24 protein-coding genes are annotated in these 19,474 nt (G+C 39.5%); 16 read left to right on the top strand and 8 right to left on the bottom strand.

From position 1 onward, the window contains the following. The first annotated feature begins 52 nt into the window (after positions 1 to 52). From coxB to CDZ88_RS09520, 5 genes are all read left to right on the top strand, one after another. A complete protein-coding gene (gene coxB, locus CDZ88_RS09540) occupies positions 53 to 1,081 on the top strand; it encodes a cytochrome c oxidase subunit II (RefSeq protein WP_100373333.1) in 1,029 nt (342 codons plus the stop codon). A 35-nt stretch (positions 1,082 to 1,116) separates the two neighbouring features. Beyond that, positions 1,117 to 2,994, top strand: a complete 1,878-nt coding sequence (gene ctaD / locus CDZ88_RS09535; protein WP_100373332.1) for a cytochrome c oxidase subunit I — start codon at positions 1,117 to 1,119, stop codon at positions 2,992 to 2,994. A gap of 3 nt (positions 2,995 to 2,997) precedes the next feature. Then, a complete protein-coding gene (locus CDZ88_RS09530) occupies positions 2,998 to 3,618 on the top strand; it encodes a cytochrome (ubi)quinol oxidase subunit III (protein WP_100373331.1) in 621 nt (206 codons plus the stop codon). Positions 3,619 to 3,622: 4 nt separating this feature from the next. After that, positions 3,623 to 3,967 carry a cytochrome C oxidase subunit IV family protein gene (locus CDZ88_RS09525; protein WP_100373330.1) on the top strand — a complete coding sequence of 115 codons (345 nt, stop codon included), beginning with the start codon at positions 3,623 to 3,625 and terminating at the stop codon, positions 3,965 to 3,967. Positions 3,968 to 4,117: 150 nt separating this feature from the next. Then, positions 4,118 to 4,675, top strand: a complete 558-nt coding sequence (locus CDZ88_RS09520; protein ID WP_100373329.1) for a DUF420 domain-containing protein — start codon at positions 4,118 to 4,120, stop codon at positions 4,673 to 4,675. Positions 4,676 to 4,717: 42 nt separating this feature from the next. Here the strand turns inward: CDZ88_RS09520 and ytvI are convergent, their stop codons facing one another. Continuing rightward, positions 4,718 to 5,776 carry a sporulation integral membrane protein YtvI gene (gene ytvI, locus CDZ88_RS09515; protein ID WP_100373328.1) on the bottom strand — a complete coding sequence of 353 codons (1,059 nt, stop codon included), beginning with the start codon at positions 5,774 to 5,776 and terminating at the stop codon, positions 4,718 to 4,720. A gap of 194 nt (positions 5,777 to 5,970) precedes the next feature. Between ytvI and CDZ88_RS09510 the strand changes: the two genes are divergently transcribed. Further along, complete coding sequence (locus CDZ88_RS09510) at positions 5,971 to 6,441, top strand: TcaA NTF2-like domain-containing protein (protein ID WP_100373327.1); 471 nt, start codon at positions 5,971 to 5,973, stop codon at positions 6,439 to 6,441. A gap of 18 nt (positions 6,442 to 6,459) precedes the next feature. On the opposite strand, the gene CDZ88_RS09505 is transcribed toward CDZ88_RS09510, so the two are convergent. Next, on the bottom strand, positions 6,460 to 6,810 hold the full coding sequence (locus CDZ88_RS09505; RefSeq protein WP_100373326.1) for a YugN family protein: 351 nt from the start codon (positions 6,808 to 6,810) through the stop codon (positions 6,460 to 6,462). Positions 6,811 to 7,059: 249 nt separating this feature from the next. On the opposite strand from CDZ88_RS09505, the gene CDZ88_RS09500 reads away from it, so the two are divergent. Further along, on the top strand, positions 7,060 to 8,166 hold the full coding sequence (locus CDZ88_RS09500) for a CAP domain-containing protein (RefSeq protein ID WP_198507841.1): 1,107 nt from the start codon (positions 7,060 to 7,062) through the stop codon (positions 8,164 to 8,166). Between the two features lie 47 nt (positions 8,167 to 8,213). Here the strand turns inward: CDZ88_RS09500 and CDZ88_RS09495 are convergent, their stop codons facing one another. Next, positions 8,214 to 8,720: a PaaI family thioesterase gene (locus CDZ88_RS09495; protein WP_100373324.1), complete on the bottom strand. Its 507-nt coding sequence runs from the start codon at positions 8,718 to 8,720 to the stop codon at positions 8,214 to 8,216. Between the two features lie 160 nt (positions 8,721 to 8,880). Here CDZ88_RS09495 and CDZ88_RS09490 point away from each other — a divergent pair, with 160 nt between their 5' ends. The 3 genes from CDZ88_RS09490 (at position 8,881) to CDZ88_RS09480 (ending at position 10,145) form a co-directional block, all read left to right on the top strand. Next, positions 8,881 to 9,318: a YlbD family protein gene (locus CDZ88_RS09490; RefSeq protein WP_100373323.1), complete on the top strand. Its 438-nt coding sequence runs from the start codon at positions 8,881 to 8,883 to the stop codon at positions 9,316 to 9,318. Positions 9,319 to 9,336: 18 nt separating this feature from the next. Continuing rightward, positions 9,337 to 9,600, top strand: coding sequence for a YlbE-like family protein (locus CDZ88_RS09485; protein ID WP_100373322.1), 264 nt, complete (start codon positions 9,337 to 9,339; stop codon positions 9,598 to 9,600). A 110-nt stretch (positions 9,601 to 9,710) separates the two neighbouring features. Next, positions 9,711 to 10,145 carry a hypothetical protein gene (locus CDZ88_RS09480; protein WP_100373321.1) on the top strand — a complete coding sequence of 145 codons (435 nt, stop codon included), beginning with the start codon at positions 9,711 to 9,713 and terminating at the stop codon, positions 10,143 to 10,145. Here the strand turns inward: CDZ88_RS09480 and CDZ88_RS09475 are convergent. After that, entirely contained in the window at positions 10,126 to 10,905 is a 780-nt protein-coding gene (locus CDZ88_RS09475; protein ID WP_100373320.1) for an ATP-grasp domain-containing protein, read from the bottom strand. The two genes, CDZ88_RS09480 and CDZ88_RS09475, sit on opposite strands and share 20 nt — an antisense overlap. 92 nt (positions 10,906 to 10,997) lie before the next feature. Between CDZ88_RS09475 and uvsE the strand changes: the two genes are divergently transcribed. Both uvsE and CDZ88_RS09465 read left to right on the top strand, forming a co-directional pair. Further along, on the top strand, positions 10,998 to 11,984 hold the full coding sequence (uvsE, locus tag CDZ88_RS09470; RefSeq protein ID WP_100374653.1) for a UV DNA damage repair endonuclease UvsE: 987 nt from the start codon (positions 10,998 to 11,000) through the stop codon (positions 11,982 to 11,984). A 52-nt stretch (positions 11,985 to 12,036) separates the two neighbouring features. After that, on the top strand, positions 12,037 to 12,477 hold the full coding sequence (locus tag CDZ88_RS09465; RefSeq protein WP_157796520.1) for a YlbF/YmcA family competence regulator: 441 nt from the start codon (positions 12,037 to 12,039) through the stop codon (positions 12,475 to 12,477). A 129-nt stretch (positions 12,478 to 12,606) separates the two neighbouring features. On the opposite strand, the gene CDZ88_RS09460 is transcribed toward CDZ88_RS09465, so the two are convergent. Together CDZ88_RS09460 and CDZ88_RS09455 are read right to left on the bottom strand one after the other, a co-directional pair. Continuing rightward, positions 12,607 to 12,927, bottom strand: coding sequence for a hypothetical protein (locus CDZ88_RS09460; RefSeq protein ID WP_100373318.1), 321 nt, complete (start codon positions 12,925 to 12,927; stop codon positions 12,607 to 12,609). A 13-nt stretch (positions 12,928 to 12,940) separates the two neighbouring features. Further along, positions 12,941 to 14,428 carry an FAD-dependent oxidoreductase gene (locus CDZ88_RS09455; RefSeq protein ID WP_100373317.1) on the bottom strand — a complete coding sequence of 496 codons (1,488 nt, stop codon included), beginning with the start codon at positions 14,426 to 14,428 and terminating at the stop codon, positions 12,941 to 12,943. A gap of 174 nt (positions 14,429 to 14,602) precedes the next feature. Between CDZ88_RS09455 and CDZ88_RS09450 the strand changes: the two genes are divergently transcribed. Continuing rightward, positions 14,603 to 14,881 (top strand): YlbG family protein, encoded by a 279-nt coding sequence (locus CDZ88_RS09450; protein ID WP_198507840.1) that lies wholly within the window; start codon positions 14,603 to 14,605, stop codon positions 14,879 to 14,881. 186 nt (positions 14,882 to 15,067) lie between these two features. Further along, a complete protein-coding gene (locus CDZ88_RS09445) occupies positions 15,068 to 16,300 on the top strand; it encodes an MFS transporter (protein ID WP_100374651.1) in 1,233 nt (410 codons plus the stop codon). Between the two features lie 24 nt (positions 16,301 to 16,324). On the opposite strand, the gene CDZ88_RS09440 is transcribed toward CDZ88_RS09445, so the two are convergent. Then, positions 16,325 to 16,717: a DUF7147 family protein gene (locus CDZ88_RS09440; RefSeq protein WP_100373316.1), complete on the bottom strand. Its 393-nt coding sequence runs from the start codon at positions 16,715 to 16,717 to the stop codon at positions 16,325 to 16,327. A 345-nt stretch (positions 16,718 to 17,062) separates the two neighbouring features. Here CDZ88_RS09440 and rsmD point away from each other — a divergent pair, with 345 nt between their 5' ends. Both rsmD and coaD read left to right on the top strand, forming a co-directional pair. Beyond that, complete coding sequence (gene rsmD, locus CDZ88_RS09435) at positions 17,063 to 17,614, top strand: 16S rRNA (guanine(966)-N(2))-methyltransferase RsmD (protein ID WP_100373315.1); 552 nt, start codon at positions 17,063 to 17,065, stop codon at positions 17,612 to 17,614. Positions 17,615 to 17,647: 33 nt separating this feature from the next. After that, positions 17,648 to 18,133 (top strand): pantetheine-phosphate adenylyltransferase, encoded by a 486-nt coding sequence (gene coaD / locus CDZ88_RS09430; protein ID WP_100373314.1) that lies wholly within the window; start codon positions 17,648 to 17,650, stop codon positions 18,131 to 18,133. 41 nt (positions 18,134 to 18,174) lie between these two features. Here coaD and ylbJ read toward each other — a convergent pair whose 3' ends face one another. Then, a complete protein-coding gene (ylbJ, locus tag CDZ88_RS09425; protein ID WP_100373313.1) occupies positions 18,175 to 19,398 on the bottom strand; it encodes a sporulation integral membrane protein YlbJ in 1,224 nt (407 codons plus the stop codon). Positions 19,399 to 19,474 lie beyond the last annotated feature (76 nt).

The following is a 19,474-nucleotide window of genomic DNA, read 5'->3' as shown; positions in this document are numbered from 1 at the left end:
AATATTTTTATGTAGTTATGACTACTTGACGAAAGTGAGGTTGGATTGTCAGATGAAACTTTGGAAAACAGCATCGCGTTTTCTACCTCTTTCCTTTTTAGCCCTATTTTTGACGGGGTGTTTAGGGGAAGAAAACCTAACGGCTCTTGATCCCAAGGGTCCACAGTCACAATGGATTTATGATAATATGATTCTTTCTTTAATTGTCATGGCCCTTGTGAGTATTGTCGTATTTGCAATCTTTTTCATCATTCTTGCAAAATACCGTCGCAAGCCTGGTGACGATGAGATCCCTAAGCAAGTTCACGGGAGCACGGCACTTGAAATCACATGGACAGTCATCCCGATTCTCCTTCTAGTAATTTTAGCTGTACCTACGATTACAGGTACATTTATGTTTGCAGATAAGGAGCCAGATCCAGAAATTGGTGATGATACTGTCTATATCACAGTAACAGGTCATCAATATTGGTGGCAGTTTGACTATGAAGATGAAGGATTCACTGCTGGGCAAGATGTTTACATTCCAGTAGGGGAGAAAGTTATTTTTGAACTTCATGCTTCAGACGTTCAACACTCATTCTGGGTACCAGCATTAGGTGGTAAGCTTGATACGGTTCCTGGAATTACAAACCACATGTGGTTAGAAGCAGACGAGCCTGGAACATTTAAAGGTAAGTGTGCGGAGTTATGTGGTCCTTCACATGCATTAATGGACTTTAAACTAATTGCGCTTGAGCGTGATGAGTATGATGCATGGGTTGCTGGCATGCAAGAAGAAGTCGAAGCACCAACAGAAACGCTTGCAAATCAAGGTCGTGAAGTATTCGAAGAGCAAAGCTGTATCGGATGTCACGCTGTCGGTGGAATGGGATCAGACCTTGGTCCAACACTTACAAACTTTGGTGAGCGTGAAGTAATTGCTGGTTACTTGGAGTACAATGCTGAGAACCTTGAAGCGTGGATTCGTGATCCTGAATCTATTAAACAAGGTAATAACATGCCTGCGTTCCCTGAAATGAGCGATGAAGACATGGAAGCTTTAATTGCTTATCTTGATTCTTTAAAAGTAATGGAATAAGACTAGCGAACTCGATTTAGAAGGAGGTTAACCCATTGGCTACACAGAAACAAGAAAAAAGTGTCATCTGGGACTGGTTAACAACAGTTGACCACAAAAAGATTGCGATTATGTATTTAATTGCGGGGACACTTTTCTTTGTCAAAGCTGGTGTGATGGCGCTATTTATGCGTATTCAGCTGATGTATCCTGAAATGAACTTCTTAAGTGGTCAAACATTTAATGAATTCATTACGATGCACGGTACGATCATGCTATTTTTAGCAGCCACACCGTTATTATTTGCATTTATGAACTATGTCATTCCACTACAAATCGGTGCCCGTGACGTTGCATTTCCATTTGTCAACGCGCTTGGGTTCTGGATCTTCTTCTCTGGTGGACTTTTACTAAGTATGAGTTGGTTCTTTGGTGGTGCACCAGATGCTGGATGGACAGCGTATGTGCCACTTTCGAGTCGTGATTATGCTGGAGTAGGACTTGATTTCTATGTATTAGGTCTTCAAGTTTCTGGTATTGGTACGCTAATTTCTGCGATTAACTTCTTAGTGACAATCGTAAATATGCGTGCGCCTGGTATGACGATGATGCGCCTACCATTATTCGTATGGACATCATTTATTTCATCTACATTAATTTTATTTGCTTTTACACCACTTGCTGCAGGTCTTGCATTATTAATGCTCGATCGACTGTTTGACGGTCAATTCTTCATTCCAAGCATGGGTGGTAACGTCGTTTTATGGCAACATATTTTCTGGATTTTCGGTCACCCTGAGGTATATATTCTAGTGTTACCTGCTTTTGGTATTATCTCTGAGGTTATCCCAGCGTTCTCAAGAAAGCGTCTATTTGGTTACACAGCGATGGTATTCGCTACGATGATCATTGCTTTCCTAGGATTCATGGTTTGGGCTCACCATATGTTTACAGTTGGTATGGGGCCTGTTGCAAACTCAATCTTTGCGATTGCAACAATGACCATTGCTGTTCCGACCGGTATTAAAATATTCAACTGGCTATTTACAATGTGGGGCGGGAAGATCACATTTAACACAGCGATGTTATTTGCTTCTTCATTCGTTCCGACGTTCGTTCTTGGTGGGGTTACTGGGGTCATGCTTGCTATGGCACCTGTTGATTACTTGTACCATGATACGTACTTTGTTGTAGCTCACTTCCACTACATTATTGTTGGTGGTATCGTTCTTTCATTATTCGCAGGACTATTCTATTGGTATCCGAAAATGTTTGGACATATGTTAAATGAAACACTTGGTAAGATCTTCTTCTGGGTCTTCTATATCGGTTTCCACTTAACATTCTTTGTTCAACATTTCCTAGGTTTAATGGGTATGCCTCGTCGTGTATACACATACCTTGGCGACCAAGGTTTAGATGCGTTTAACTTTATCAGTACAATTGGTACATTCTTTATGTCTGTAGCTGTAATCATTCTTGTGGTTAACGTTATCTACTCTGCATTCAAGGGTGAACGTGTAACGGTAGCAGACCCATGGGATGCTCGTACGCTTGAGTGGGCAACACCAACACCGGTACCTGAGTACAACTTTGCTCAAACACCGCAAGTTCGTTCACTTGATCCATTATTCTACGAAAAAATCCATGGCGATGGCACAATGAAGCCTGCTGAACCAGTTACGGATATTCATATGCCAAACGGTTCAATCTTGCCTTTAATTATGTCTATTGGATTATTCTTCGCTGGTTTTGGTTTCATTATGTTAGGAATGGATAACCCAATCATTAGCCCATGGATCGTTGCGATTGGTGGTTTAGCTCTTACATTTGGTTGTATGTTCGTTCGTTCTGTGAAAGAAGATCATGGTTACCACATTCCAGCTGAGCAAGTGAAAGCTGATTTAGCGGAATTAAAGAAAGGAGGGAACTAAGAAATGGCAGGTGCAGTAGATACATCTAAAGGTCTTCCTTCTCACCCAGAGAGGGCTACACTTGAAGGGAAAAATAAATTCCTAGGTTTCTGGTTCTTCCTTGGTGGTGAAACCATTCTTTTCGCAACATTCTTTGGTACTTACTTAGGCTTACGTGGCGGAACTGCAGATGGTCCAACGGCAGCTGATATTGTTGCACTACCACTTGTGTTCATCATGACGATGCTCCTACTAACAAGTAGTTTGACAAGTGTGTTGGCGATGTTTGCCATGAAGAAAAACAATTTCAAAGCGATGATGATTTGGATGTGGATTACCGTATTATTAGGTCTAGGTTTCCTTGGTATGGAGATCTATGAATTCCATCATTATGTTACTGATTATGATTTTGGCTTCTCAACTAGTGCATTTTCATCAGCATTCTATTCGCTTGTTGGATTGCACGGTGCTCACGTAGTATTTGGTTTAAGCTGGATTATTGTTCTGCTCGTTCGTTATAGAAAAAGCGGGATTACTTTAACAAATGCTCCTAAGTTTTATGTTGCTGGACTTTACTGGCATTTTATCGACGTAGTGTGGGTATTTATCTTCACTGTCGTTTATCTTATGGGAGTAGGAGGTTGATCACATGGCAGATAATTTGAGTCAATCGTTTGACAAAAGTGCGATGACAGATGAAGAGAAACGCCAGATTAAAAAAGAAATTCGTAAGCAAATTGTTGTTTTTGCTCTTATGATTTTCTTGACACTCATGTCATTCATGGCTGTAGCTGCGGACATTGTTCCACGTTCGTTCGCTGTTCCATTCATCTTGATTCTTGCCATGATTCAATTTGCTCTACAGTTATTCTTCTTTATGCACATGAAGGATAAAGATCATGGTTGGGCAAATGCGTTCATGATCTCTGGTATTTTCATTACAGTTCCGACGATTGCAGCCCTTATGCTGTTACTTGGGGTAACGAAATACTAGAAACGACAAAAGGCTCTCATTCCTTAGAATGAGAGCCTTTTACTTTTTCTATTTTGTTCATGAGATTGTGACATTACAAGTTAAGAAAAGGTTTGTCTTTTATTGTATACTATACAAAGAACCTTAGTTCAAAAGAGAGGAGTTCATCCATTGAACCAACAAGACCAAACTGTAAATAACCCAACATTTAAAAAGCGAAATTATAAGCCTTTTATTATAATTGTAACGATTGTGATTAACGGGCTAGTTGTCCTATTATCAGGTTTGCCTGGTTATGACAATTTTAATGCCTTTGACGTTAAAATTTTACCAATGATGAATGCCATTTTTAATAGCTTTACATTCTTATTCTTACTCGCAGCGCTTATTGCGATTTTGAAGAAAAATGTTAAAGTTCATCGTCGGTTTATTTATGCCGCATTTATTATGACAACGCTATTTTTAGTGACCTATGTGGGTCATCATTTCTTATCAGCTTCTACACCATACGGTGGAACTGGCTTTATGGCTGGATTATACTACTTTATATTAATTACTCATATTGTCTTAGCGGCGATCATCGTACCACTAGCACTCACATCGGTTGCACGTGCTTGGAATATGGAAAATGAACGACACCGTAAAATTGCACGATGGACGATGCCTATTTGGTTATATGTTAGTTTAACGGGTGTTCTAGTTTATCTTATGATCTCACCATACTATTAGAAAAAGTAAAAAAAAGCATCATGCGAAGCATGATGCTTTTTTTTATAGTTTGAAGTTGAGCTTAATAATGCCCGCTTCTTTTGCAGATGTAAAAGCAATCACAAGAAGAGGACCGACGATAAAGCCGATGACACCGAAGAGCATTAAACCTAGATACATTGCAATTAACGTAGCTAGCGGTGAAAGGCCAATATGTTTCCCCATAACTTTTGGTTCAACGGTTCTTCTTATAATTAGGAGAATCGCTGCTAGTATGAGTAACTTAGAACCTGTGCTTACATCACCAACAATTAATTGAAAAATGGCCCATGGCGCTAGAATGACAATAGATCCAATAATCGGTACGAAGTCGATCAGCCAAATAATGAAAGCCATCAATAGTGCAACTTCTGGTGCGATAAATAATAAGCCAATAAGTGTAACGAAGAAAATAATGATACTAACTAAGAACTGAGCTTTAAAAAATCCCCAAATGACGTACGAAAGTCGAGACGTCATAAAGTTTACTTTTTCTTTTGTACGCTCAGAAAGGTAGCTATAAATCTTTTCTTTCAATCTTGGCAGTTCAAGCATAAATAAGAATAAGGCAATTAAGTACACTAAGAAGGTGACGAGATAGCCTGGTATACTTGAGATAACCGATGTAATATCTTGAATTAAGTTGCGATCACTAATGTTTGAGCGAAGGTCGCTCAACGTATTGGTAACAGTAACATTAATTTCATAGACGAGTTCGGGAGGGAGATTCTCATACTTTTCTTCTAAGTTTCTCTGGAAATTAAGCCAAGCTCGATTAATGTCACTAATATATTGAGGGCTATTTTCGACAATCTGTGTACCTTGTGTGATGACTTTGGTGACAAGGTAATAACCTGTTAGACCAATAAAAACGACGAACACAGTAAAAACGAGCATGACAGCTACATTTCGCTTGATGCTGGTCTTTTTTTGCAGGGCATTAACAGCAGGTGTTAAAACTAACGCTGTGATCAGTGCGACCATTAATGGAAGTGATACCGGTAAAATAAAATATGAAGCAACAATAAGTAAAAACAGAGATATTAATATCCATATTGTGCGTCTAGTGAAGAAAGCTGCCAATTTGAAACCCCTCTCTACTACATAAAAGCTATCTACATTATAGTACGAACAGGAAAACATGAACAAGTGTATACGACTAATTCTTTTAGTTTGTTCACAAATCCTTCTAGCCGGTAAAAATTTTCTTATTATAGTCTATGTTATAATGTACTTTACAAGGAAGAAAGAGTACTTTGATATGAAGGTGAGAATAAATGAAAAAAAGTTACTGGTTAGCGATTAGTTTGTTTGTAGTAACAATTCTTTTGGCTAGTTGTCAATCGAATGATCAAGAATTAAAGGTTGTCACAGATGAACGTTCAGAAATGGCAAGTGAATTTGTCACTGACTATAAAGAGAAAATGGTTGACGCATTTGATTCTGGAAATTTCAACGCATTGGAACCATATTTAATCACAAATAATAGCTTCTATCATTCATTAAGAAGGTATATCACAGATGCTCCAGGTGAGGGACAATCAAAAGAATTGCTCTCATTTGAAGTAGATACTGTGTATGAAAATGAAAGTGGAGAATTATTTGTCGATACTGCAGAAAAAGTGTTGTTAACTGAACGAGGAGTATCGCAAGAAATTGAACGTGACGTTCGCTTTGAGTTAACAAGGTATGATGAAGGTTCAATAAAAATTATTACGATTCGAAACATGAGTGAAAAAAAAGAATAGCCGGCTGGCTATCCTTTTTTATTTTGCTTCTAGATTCTTTTGTAGTAGTTCAAGTTTCTTTTTGCACTTGTCTACGATTGTTTTAGGGAATGTTTCTCCCTCATACTCTACACCGTGTGGATAGTAATGCTTACCTAAAATCGGAGTCATTAGTTTTACAATCGCATCATCTTTAGGGATGTCACCTTCAATAGCATATGCAGGGACACGTAAATAATAGATGTCGCCTTGATTAACAATTTTGTAATCAAAGGTTACGCGTTCGTAGTCCCACTGGCCAGCATGGATCAATCCAACAGATTCAGCTGCATGGCGTAAGTTTTCAAATTTCATTTCTTTATCTGCGATGTTCATTTCATCAAATCTCACTAGGAACCCTCCTCATTTCAACTACATCTTTACTATACCTTCCTAATGATAGTATGAAAAGGCTTTTGTTGCAATGTGTATTGATGAATGTTTTATGGACATCTGAATCGGGTATCTTGGCAAGAGCTTGTTTGATTGAACTCGACAATACTAGTCATTAAGTAGACAGAAGCTTACATAATTAGAGAGAGGAAAAGACAGGTCTTGATTCGAACTTAACTTAGTATGAGATGTGAGGAGTGGATGCTTATGAAAACAAAGCTCGTAATAAGTAGCATCATAGTGTTATTTTTGTGTGTATCTCTATTTGAATATATATTTAATGACGAAATAAAGACATGGTTTCAAGGAGAGGAAGGTCTCATTGTATATAATGAAATAGAGTCAGAAGAGTTAGAGGAGAACCAACGTATGGAGTCAGTAGAGCCGGCGCCTACACCGACTGAAGAGCTTGAAAGCACAGAAGACGGGCCGTATCCAACCGCACTCACCATAGGGGCAAATAAAGCATTAATTAAAGAGAATTACGGGGAGCCAAGTCGCATAGATCCCTCACCGTATGGGTATGAATGGTGGGTGTATGAAAAAGGTTCGTATTATATATTAATTGGAATAGACGAAGGTGTAGTCGTTACAACGTTTACGACCTCAGCCGATTTGACGAAAGAAGACACGTATTTTGGACAGACTTACCAAGCAATGAATGAAATATTCGATATTAAACCACAAGTAGAAGTGAAAGTTGAACGCGGGCAATATAACTATGAATTAACCGCAGGTGATTTAGCGATGCGCCCATTAGTTAAAATTGATGAAGCATGGGCACAGCTCTACTTTGATGTTCACACAAATCAACTTTCAAGTATTCGCTTTTTAGATGATGAAACACTTATGAAGCAACGACCGTATTCTCTTTCATACAGAGGGAGCTTGCCAGAAGTAGAGTCATTGTCAGATTCAGAATGGGAAATGGTTGAAAAAGGACAAGCGAAGCAAATTTTCACATTTACGAATGTTTTGCGAGAGCGACATGGGCTTGAGTCACTAGTATGGAACGAACCTGTATCAAGTGTCGCTTATTTGCACAGTCTTGATATGGAGCAAGAAAGTTATTTCTCTCATACATCACCAACGTATGGAGAGTTATCTGATCGCTTAGATCGGAGAGATGTTAAGTATCGTTTAGCTGGTGAAAATATCGCGGCTAAGTATGTAGATGGTCTCGCATCAGTTGAGGGTTGGTTGAATAGTGAAGGGCATCGTGTGAACGTATTACATGAAGAGTTTACAGAGTTAGGTGTTGGGGTGTACCGGGATTATTATACTCAGAACTTTATGACACCCTTCTTTTTTTAAAAGAAAAAGATCGGGGGCTGCGCAACTACTCAGTCCACCGATCTTTTTTATTTTGTCGGACGTTTGATGATAGCGAATGTTGCAGTGGCCATCGCCATTAATTTCTCTCTGTCATCGTACACTTTCGCTTCTGCTACGCATAGACTATTCCCTTTATGTGAGAGATGAGCCACGCAGCGTAATGCTTGTCCTACACCTGGCTTAATGTAGTGAACGTTCATCTCTGCTGTAACGGCTGCTTGGTCTTCGGGTAGACGTCTATTGATCATCGAGCCCATTGCTGTATCAAGAAGCGTTGCAGTGATCCCTCCATGAACCATTTGAAGAGGGTTATTAATGAGTGGTTGAATGGGAAGAAGAACTTCGTAATCGTCATTGTCTAAAAATTTTGTTTTGATCTGAGTTAAGGCAGAAAGATATGTTGCATATCGACCCTGTTGCTTGTCATGAAGCCCTTTTAACATAGACTCTAGTACATGTAGTTCTTCATCATTTGCATTATTTAGTAGCTCCTGAAATGTTTCAGTCATTCTTTTTTTCGATGTAGTGGTCATAAGTTTCCTCCAGTATGCGTCATTTGGCATTCCTCATTGTAGCAAAAAAAAATTCAATTACGCAATAAAAATCATTGCACACCGGACTAGGCTAATGGATAGGATAGTAGGGAAGGATGATTAATTAACGGCATTATCAGAGAGAAGGAGGCAGATGAGGATGGATAAGCATCAAAATGCACATCCCTCCGTTGAGCAATTTAAACAATTTGTTCGCGAACACTCATTAATCATTGAAGAGATTAAATCGGAACAAAAAACACTTCAGCAATTTTATGAAGAGTGGTCGATCTTAGGCGCTCAGCATGAACAATGGCAGGCATACCGTGTCCAAAAAGAACAAACATCACCGAGTGAAGGGGCAACAGGTGCAAGTCAAGGTGCAAAAAATCATACCAATAACGAGGAGGCAACAGATACGTTAGGTCAAGTGATGAACATGATGAAGCGTTTTAACGTTCAAGATTTGCAGAATCACCTTGCCCAATTTAGTTCGGTTCTCTCGAATGTTCAAAATGTCATGCAAACCTTTCAACAACCAACAACGCCAAAATCAAGACCGAATTCGGATCATCCGTTCTCGTTTCGTCGAGACTAAACAGTAGGAGGATGAGTCATGCGATTGGAAGTACAGCAATTATTAAATGAAAAGCCAGAGTTAAGACAGTATATCCGTCAGCACCCTGCTTGGTATCGTAAATTAGGCAGGGATCCTAGTCTCGTTCCAGAGATGGAGAAAGAAGCGAATTATTTTTATGGAAAAACGATTCCTCAACGTGTAGAAAAAATGCAAAATCAACTTGGGCTCGCTATGATGATGATTGAGATGTTGAAAATGGGTCAACAAACTGTCGCTCAAGCACAGGGGCCGCTGCAGTAATGCGGTCAATGTGCTTTTTGTGATAAAAGCAGACAATTATTAAATCTGTACATAAAATTGGAGAAATCTTGCAAACTAAAGATAATCAACTTGGAAGTTGGAGGTGTAGAATGAGGAGGATCAAGCAAGTATTGCTAGTAGTTTTTCTTGTAGGTCTTTATCTGTTGCCAGTCACAGTGGTAGCAAGTGAAAAAAATCAAGAGGTGATGATTAAGCCTTTATACCGGCAGTTGCCAATCGGTGTACTCGCAGGAGAACAAGATCCAGCTATCAAGACTGTGTTTCTCGTGAATGGGAAGGATGTGTATGTTGACTGTTTGATTCGAGGGGTAGAATTGAAACAAGAAAAAGCCGGAGCAACTCACCATGAAGGGGAAGGGCATTACCGACTTTATCTCAACGACCAACATATAGACACTTTATTTCAACCAAGTTTTGTTATTGAAGGATTAGCTAGTGGTGAGCATACAATCAAAGTAGAACTAGTAAAGAATGATCGCAGTTCATATGATAGTGAAGACGTCTTTAACGTGACGATTCCTTAGATTTCTCTTGTAAATATTGATAAATTTTTTGTTCAACAGACACGCCTAGAGCTTGAAAGCCTTGGTTGCCAAAGAGTGTGTTGAATTCTAAAAAGTAAAATTGATCGTTCGCATAGACAAGGTCAAAGCCAGCATGATCAATGCCTAGTGAGCGAGCCGTTTGACAAACGAGGTCAATCGCTTCTTGGGGAATGTTTTCATACGAGATTCTCCCACCTTGTGCCACATTGTTGTGGAAGCTATTATGATCATTAATTCTCCAATAGCTAGCGATGACTTCATCGCCTACGAAACAAACACGCAGATCGCGATCAATCTTTAAGTACTCTTGGACGTAAAAGGTAGAATTGTTTTCCGCGTATTCTCTAAAAGCTTCTTCTGATTCAATTAGAAAAACACCTTTACCCATCGAACTACGAATTTCTTTAGCGACAAAAGGAAAGGAAAAGTCTGTTAACACTTTCTTAATGCTTTCTTCGCTTCGACCTAAAATTTGGGTGTATGGAACATGCTCCTTACAGACACTCCAAAGGGCGCGAGTAACCTCTATTTTATTGTGACCAAGTTGAATAGATTGGATGCTAGGAAAGATGGTTTTTTTCATACCATGTACAAGAGCATTTACTTGCCAGTTCTCAGGGAAAAGACAAACATCGGCATGATCAATCTTTTCACGATCTTCAAACATATGCTCAGGCTTTACGTATTTAATACCTGGAATACCGATGGTGCGGAATGGGTTAAATGTTACAAAATTCACGATGCGTTCACCTTTTCTTTTGGGCGTATTGGTAGTCGAAAGAATTATAATGGGAAGGGGATTGGATGTCAATGCTAGCTAAAACAGGCTCGATGCGAATACGATTTGGCTATGTAGCGATGAGTCAGCAGCTAGTCAATGCATCACCATCTAAGACGATGACCGTGAAGCAATTTACTGAACTGGATCATCCTGAAGCAGCTATTCGAAAATTAGAACGAATCGCGAAAGAAAACATCAAGAATTGTTTGCGACTTGTTAAACACAATAAAGCAAGTGACGTGACCTTTTTTCGGTTATCATCACGTCTCGTTCCGCTTGCGAACCACCCTTTAACAGAGGGGTGGAAATACGAACGAGCGATTGCCGCTGAACTGGGTGAATTGGGTCAATTCATTAATGAAAATAAGATGAGAGTCGATTTTCATCCTGATCATTTTGTTGTGTTAAATTCTAAATCGAAGCAAGTCACGCAACAGGCGTTACAGCAACTGTTGTACCATTATAAATTACTAAAAGGATTACATATTGATCCCGTGCATCGTTGTGTGCTTCATATTGGTGGAAAAAAAGAAGGGACAGAAGGGGGGCTAGAACGTTTTATTGAAAACTTTTCAGATATTCCGTCTGCTCTTTCAAACATGCTGATTTTAGAGAATGACGATAAAAATTATACGATCGAAGATGCTCTTTATTTAGGAGAAAAGTTAGGGATACCGATTGTGTTTGATCTTCATCATTATGATGTTCATCAGAACGATTCTTACTTACCTGAATTATGGAATCGTGTCGTTGCTACTTGGAAAGAGAGCCCACTTCCCGTAAAGATGCATATATCAAGCCCAAAAGATGGCCCTGGTGATCGAGCTCATGCGGAATATATCGACACAGAAAGATTTGTTGAATTTTTAAAAATGATAGATGGCTCTGTGGATCAACTGGATGTCATGATTGAGGCAAAGCAAAAAGATTTGGCGTTAGAACGTTTGCTAAATGAACTTTCTACCTACTCCTCCGTTCATCACGTTTCAGGGTCAGAAATAGACTTCTATCAAAACGAGATAGCGAATCATCTCTAGAGGATGAGTTTCGATCGAAGACATGATATAATATCAGCTAGGAGGTGTCATCATGCTTCTTACGATGTCAACTATGGAATTAATGGATCAGTCTGAAGAATTAGCGAAATCAATTACGCAGTCTGATGTATATATAGATTATATTCTTGCAAAGAAGTCACTTGAAAAAGATGCGAGTGCACAAGACACAATACGTCGTTTTAATTATATAAAAGAACGACATGAGGAAGTTCAACGCTTCGGAAGGTATCATCCCGATTACGACACTGTTTCGACAGACATCCGCAAGGTCAAGCGCGAGCTAGATTTACATGAATGTGTGGCGACATTTAAAAAGGCGGAACGAGAACTAGAGATGCTTCTAAATGAAGTCAGTGAAGTGATTGCTCACGCCGTATCTAAAACGATCAAAGTGCCGACGGGAAACCCGTATTTTGACCAAATGTCATGTAGCGGTGGTTGTGGATCAGGTGGCGGATGTAGTTGCGGATAAACTAAGGAAAGAAAATCATGAGCTAGTCTAGTTTCATTGGTCACATAAAGGAGGCAAAGTCATCTTTTGACTCTGCCTCCTTTATTGTGTCGATATACGTCCAAAAAATTTGAAACGGAAAAAAATCACTTACATACTGGAGCGGTAACGGATACAATCTCTACACCCTCTCCCACAGCAGACGAGCTTTTCATTAGGAACATAAAAACGCATACGGTACACGAGAGCATCTGATTGTTTTCTAACATAAACAATGTCTGCTTGTAATCTTTTTCCTTTCATAACCGCAGAGGCTGCTTGACGTAAGAGGGATTCCATTTCATCCTTAGAATACTTTGTTTGAATGTATAGAAAGGGAAACCCACTATAAGTACGTCTTGAAAGTTGTTCAATCCTTTTGTCGGATTCGATCAAACGGATAAATAATGTCCAGATGTGAGTGAGATCCAAAGTCGGTCCCCCTTTAATCGATCGGAATAGCGTGCTTTGTGATCGAGCGAAAAACATGGTATCCACTAACCGAAACCCCAAGTGTGCTTGCTCCTGGAAAGACATGATCTCCTGTCAACCATAGATTAGTTAAAGGTGTACGGTGAGAAAGACTATTAAATAAACTATGATCTAAAGTTTGCGGAAAGCCGCCAACCATACCACCCGCCCGACTTGTAAAACGCTCCCAAGCAAAAGGTGCTCCAAGCATTGATGAGTGCAATGCATCTTGATAGTTTGGAAAGGCTAGTTGCAATCCGGTCTCCATTTTTTTCGATAGTTTTTCTTTTAGTGTATCGTAGGCTCCTTCAACTTGCCAGTTTCTCGCTTCGGTATGAGTGGAGGCTGTAAACGTACGATACCCAGCAGGTGCACGAAATCGATCGTTTCGCTTTGACAACGATATAAAAAGGTGATCAGCTTCCGAGAGTGTATGAGTAGATTGAATCACTTGTTGAAATAATGGAGCACTCGGATCGATATGTTCTTCTTTTAATACCCCGTACACCGAAAAAGCTGCCCATGTATCAATACGTGCTTTTATCTTTAATTTTGATGATAAATTAGAATATGAGTCCCCAAGTAGAGACGGTAAAGACGAGAGTGGGACATTCAATACAAGATGCTTGCAGATTCGTTCATCTCCGCGACGATCAATTACTTTCCACTCACTTCCATGCTTTTCGATCGTTACAACTTTCCGGTTTAATCGAGCTTCTCCACCGTTTTCATTACAATAAGAGGCTAGTGCTTCAGCGACTTTATAAAGTCCACCTTCTACATAATAAGCGCCACGATGATATATATCCAATGCTACTGACCCGATCAATGCGGAACAATGCTTACTAGTTGTTTGCATACTATCAATTAGTAACCCATCAATAAAATGAATAAAGTCTGTTGCTTGATGTAATCGATGCTTCTTTAGAAGATGTTTTAATGTTTTATTTAAATAAGGCAGGACTTTAAACATGCGCAGCGAGGCACCTTGAATAAGCGGTTTACTATCGGCAAGATGCGTTAAGGGGACAGCTGGTAAAGATTTCATGAAACTTTGTACAACTTGTGCAATACCCCAAACTTCTGTATAAAAGGATTCTATGGAACTTGCATGGATTGGAAAAGCACGTTTTAATTCTTGTAAATACATTTGACGATCGCGGTAGATGTGAATGGCTGACTGATGCGGTTTATTTATGGTCATGACATGCTCTAAAAGGGTTGTGTGAATAGATAGACCAAGGTGATTTAAAATTCTTGCATGTATTCCTTCTTTTTCAAATCCCATCCCAAGTGTTGCTCCTACAGGGAAGGTGAATCCATTATGTTGAAACTTCCCAGCGCAACCTCCCCATTCCTTAGAGGCTTCTAAAACGGTAACGTGGTAACCGGCTTTTGTGAGAAGGGCGGCCGTAGTTAGTCCACCAAAGCCTCCACCGACTACGATAACATCTTCATTCATAAATGAATCACTCCGTTTACTTTTTGTATAAGTATTGTATAATAGTTGTTGCGGAGAAGCGAATAGTTTGATGGACTCTTTAGCAATCATAGAGACATTGTATCGTAAGGAAGTTGCTCTAGAAGTAGGAGCATGCTAGACTAATTAGAGATGAAAAAAAAGGGGTAACGAGATATGATGAACGGGAATCGTCAAGGAATCGCTGTGTGGCTGACTTCCTTAAAGTTTGCTAGGCAACTGAGACGTTTTGGAAATGTGCAGTATGTATCAAAGAAAATGAAATATGTCATTTTCTATTGTGACCAAGATAAAGTAGAAGAAGTCACAAAAAAGCTACGTTCTTTCCATTTTGTTCGTGATGTCCAGCCGTCAATGAGACCTTTTATTAAAACAGAGTTTCAAAATACAAAACCAGATAAAGCAAAAGAATATGATTACAAAATGGGAATCTAACCAGGTATACATACCTGGTTTTTTATTTGTTTATAAAAAGAGATTGAAATACGGAGAAAAAAAGCGGGAAGTTGAGATAGCTATACGGTATACATCCTTTTATTAGGTGAAGCTGGTTCTCTGTCAGGTTGAATAATTCGTAAAGCGAAATATATAATTAAGGGGACAGAAGGGAACGTGATACGTTTGGACGGATGGAAACGAAATTTACGTATTCTAGTAGTCTGTCAATTCATTGTGATGAGTGCGATGACAATGATTATTCCTTTTCTCCCTTTGTACTTAATTGAATTAGGTGTGACGAACCCAGAGACGTTAAGTTTGTGGGCTGGTGTAATATTTGGAGCCAATTTTTTGACCGCCTTTTTATTTTCACCTTTTTGGGGGAGGATGGCAGACAGACACGGTAGAAAAATGATGATTTTGCGTTCTGGATTTGGAATGGCTTTAATTATAGGATTAACAGGTTTTGCTACAGGTCCGATCTCTTTATTGATTTTAAGATTGCTAAACGGTGTGATCTCAGGTTTTATCCCAGCTTCGATTGGGCTTCTGTCTACGAATACACCAAAAGAGAAAGTGGGCTACGCGCTTGGTGTTTTGCAATCTGGTACGGTAGCTGGAGCGATATGTGGACCGCTTATTGGTGGGTTGCTTGCCCAAGCATTTAGTTATCAAATGGTCTTCTTCTTAACAGGGCTTTGTATTTTCATTGCCGCTCTAGGCGTGTTATTTTTCGTAAAGGAATCGTTTACTCCAGCAGATCAACAAGAGAAATCAAGTACAAAACAAGAATTCCTGACGGTAACAAAACAACGACCAGTCTTAGCTATATACGTTGTGATTTTCCTTATTCAATTGGCAGTCATGGGCATCAATCCGCTCTTGTCACTGTTTGTCGCAGAGTTAACACCAGGTCAACATGTAGCCTTTTTTGCGGGGCTAGCGATTTCGGTGATGGGCTTTGCGAATATGGTTACATCTCCAATACTTGGAAAGGTCAGTGATAAAAAAGGCGCTCATCATGTATTGATTTATTCCATGCTTGGGGTCGCGGTGTTTACCATTCCACAGGCTTTTGTAACGGAGATCTGGCAATTAATTGCTCTGAGGTTTATGGTAGGACTATGCCTAGGTGGGTTGTTACCTGCAGCCAATACTTTAATTCGACTCCACGCTCCTAGTGGGATGGAAAGTCGTACGTATGGATTTTCTAATAGTGCGATGTACTTAGGAACGATGATTGGACCAATCATTGGCGGATGGATTATTGCAAATGTAGGCGTACGGGGTTTATTTTTAATCAGTGCGATTGTTCTGTTGATTAATGTGGCGATTGTGAAATTTAAAGTACTTCCACCAGCTGAACGGTTATTTATGAAACGATTTCAGAAAAGAAAAAAAACAGCGACTCAATAAGAGTTGCTGTTTTTTTTAGATCTATTATTGGAGAGGTGGAATGTAACGATTTAACCTAAGGATCCCAATTAAATATTGATAGTAAAGATCGGTTTCTTCAAATTGCTTTGAATCTTTGACATGGAGTTGATGAATGGTGACACCAGGCACTTCATTAGCGATTTGTTCAAAAAGGTTATAGCGCTGATTTTTGAGGGTGTCAGGGTTTGAAATTCCTTCTTTACATATGTAGATGGGCATCAATTTACCTGGTGTTGCAGGATTTAAGCAAACAGCTAAAGACGTACGTTCATTACCGCCTATTGTTGTATCAAGACGAAGCAAGCGGTGAATACGTGTTTGATTGACACGAATAAGCTCTACAAGCTCGTAAATATCGGAATATCCTTCGCCTAACTCTATAAAACGTTGAATCATAGATGATCTCTCCTTTTGTGGGACTCACCAAAATGTAGCATCTTCTTTCATGGATGTCGACAGAAAAAAACCTCGTAAGATATCCTTACGAGGTGCCTTATTGCATACCGAAGTATGACTGAGGCTATGGGAGAGGAGAAACCGGAGGAAGAACTTATGGGGAAACGTAAGCCTTCTCCGCGGTTGTTGCAACATTGAATCAATGCCGCTAGTTGTCATTATGAACAAAAAAATTCAACATTATACACCCTTTTAAAAAAAGAATTGAAGGATGTCCTAGTGCGTCATACGGGCAATTTGTGGTAGGATGAGGATAATGGTTCTGAAGAAAGATAGGTGTTATGTATGAGAGTGATATCTGGTGAAAAAAAGGGCTTGTCGTTAAAGGCTGTACCTGGTTCATCTACAAGACCAACAACAGATAAAGTAAAAGAATCGATCTTTAATATGATTGGCCCGTATTTTGATGGGGGTCTAGTACTCGATCTTTATGCTGGTAGTGGTGGTCTTGGGATTGAGGCGTTAAGTCGAGGTGTCAATCAAGTGGTTTTTGTCGATCAAGATAAGAAAGCCGTTAGTACCGTGAAAGCAAATTTAACACATTGTGGATTTCAAGAGAAAGCAGAAGTCTATAGGAATGACTCAGATCGAGCGATGAAAGCATTAATTAAGCGAGAGTTATCTTTTTCACTCATTTTTCTTGATCCTCCTTATGCAAAACAAAAACTCACTGCAGAAATTAGCATCATCGCAGATCATGACTTGCTTACAAGTGATGGAATGATTGTGGCTGAACATGATGCAGCCGTGTCATTACCGGAGACCATCAGTCATCTAGCAAAAGTACGTGCAGAAACATATGGAGATACAACAATATCAATATTTAAGCACGAATAAATAGTAAAATGAATAAGGGAGGATGAATAAGATATGGCGAGTATAGCCGTTTGTCCAGGAAGTTTTGACCCTGTAACCTATGGGCACTTAGATATTATTACGCGCGGAGCGAAAGTTTTCGACCAAGTCATTGTTGCCGTCCTACATAATCGAAACAAACAACCGATGTTTTCAGTAGAAGAGAGAGTTGATCTATTAAAACAAGTAACCTCGCATCTGGATAATGTTGTAATTGATTCATTTAATGGATTATTAATTAATTACATGCATGAAAAAAAAGCCAACACAATTATTCGTGGCTTACGTGCGGTTTCAGACTTTGAGTACGAGATGCAAGCTGCTTCGATTAACAAAAAACTAGGACCTGAAATTGAAACGTTTTTCATGATGACGAATAACCATTACTCTTATTTAAGCTCGAGTATCGTCAAAGAAGTGGCTAAGTATGAGGCGGATGTGAGTGATATTGTACCGGATATCGTAGCGGAGGCCTTAAAGAAAAAGTTTAAGGAGCAATAAAGATTGAGACCTAGTTTCAGCACTGAAACTAGGTCTCTTTACTATAGAGAATTACGTAAACTTCTTTTTGTGAAGAGAAAAATAAAAATGATCAGCATCACTAAGGTGAACAGTGAACCGTATTGCGTGATCCATTGCCATAAGGGATGAAAAGTCGTTGCCGTTTGTTCTTTTAAAAAAACAGGAATCACGCCCCATTCGCCTCCAGATTGTTGATTGACATATAATGGTTCAAAGAGTAATAAGGCAATCACTGCTGCAAAGAATCCATGCATTAGGCGGGCAATAAAGAATGGTCTAAATCGAATATCTGTTTCAGCGAGGATGCTTGCGACTTGGGCTTGAATAGAGAAGCCGCTAAAAGCAAGAAAAAAGCTCGTAATAATGACTTGATCAAGTAGAGTCACATTTGTTGCTTCGCTTGTTCGTTTTGCACCAAGAGTGATTTCAAAAATTCCTGAGATAAACGGAATGCTTAAATCACTCGGTAACTTAAAGAGCGTTAATAGGATTGAAATAAGTCCAGCAAGAATGGTTGTTAGACCAATTAACAGGAGTAATTGATTTAAAACAGAAAATAAAATAATAAACCCGCCAATCATTAATAATGTTTTGACCGATGATTGGACAGCATCACCTAGTAGTTTACCGATCGGTCGACCATCTTTTAATCGTTCATGATGGAGCATACGTAAAGCTTCTCGAACAGAAATTCTTTTTTTTATCTCAGTAGATTCGAGTGCTTCCTCTTCTCGTCCATGAAAACGAAAAAGTAATCCAACACAAAGGTTACCTAAGTAGTGAGCTAAAGCTAAGACAATTCCTAACGCAGGATTATGAAAGAAGCCAACAGCGATGGCTCCAAAGATAAAAAGTGGGTTGGAAGAATTGGTGAAAGCGACAAGGCGTTCGGCCTCGATTTGTGTGACACTGCCATCTTGGCGTAAACGAGCGGTAAACTTGGCTCCCGCTGGATTTCCAGAAGCAAGCCCCATTGCCCACACAAACCCACCGACACCAGGGACGCGAAAGAGCGGGCGCATCAAAGGTTCTAAGATGGCACCAATGAAGGTAACGACGCCAAAGCCAATCAGAAGTTCGGACACAATAAAAAATGGCAGTAAGGAAGGAAAGACGACCTCCCACCACATCGTCATCCCTCGTATGGATGCTTCAAATGATTCTTTTGGAAAAACCATTAAGGAACCTGCTAAGAAGGTGGCCATCGTTGCTAGTAGGATGGTTTTTATTTTAGCGGAATACATGAAAAAAGCAGCCTCCTTTTATGTCGTAGATCGTAGGTTATTTTAAGTTGTAGTTTAATCAAAGATGATTATACGT

Origin of the sequence: Bacillus sp. FJAT-45037, from assembly GCF_002797325.1 — a bacterium.
Lineage (GTDB): Bacteria > Bacillota > Bacilli > Bacillales > Bacillaceae_D > Alkalihalophilus.
The sequence above is the reverse complement of the archived record's forward strand: the minus strand, read 5'-3'. Positions and strand labels throughout refer to the sequence as shown.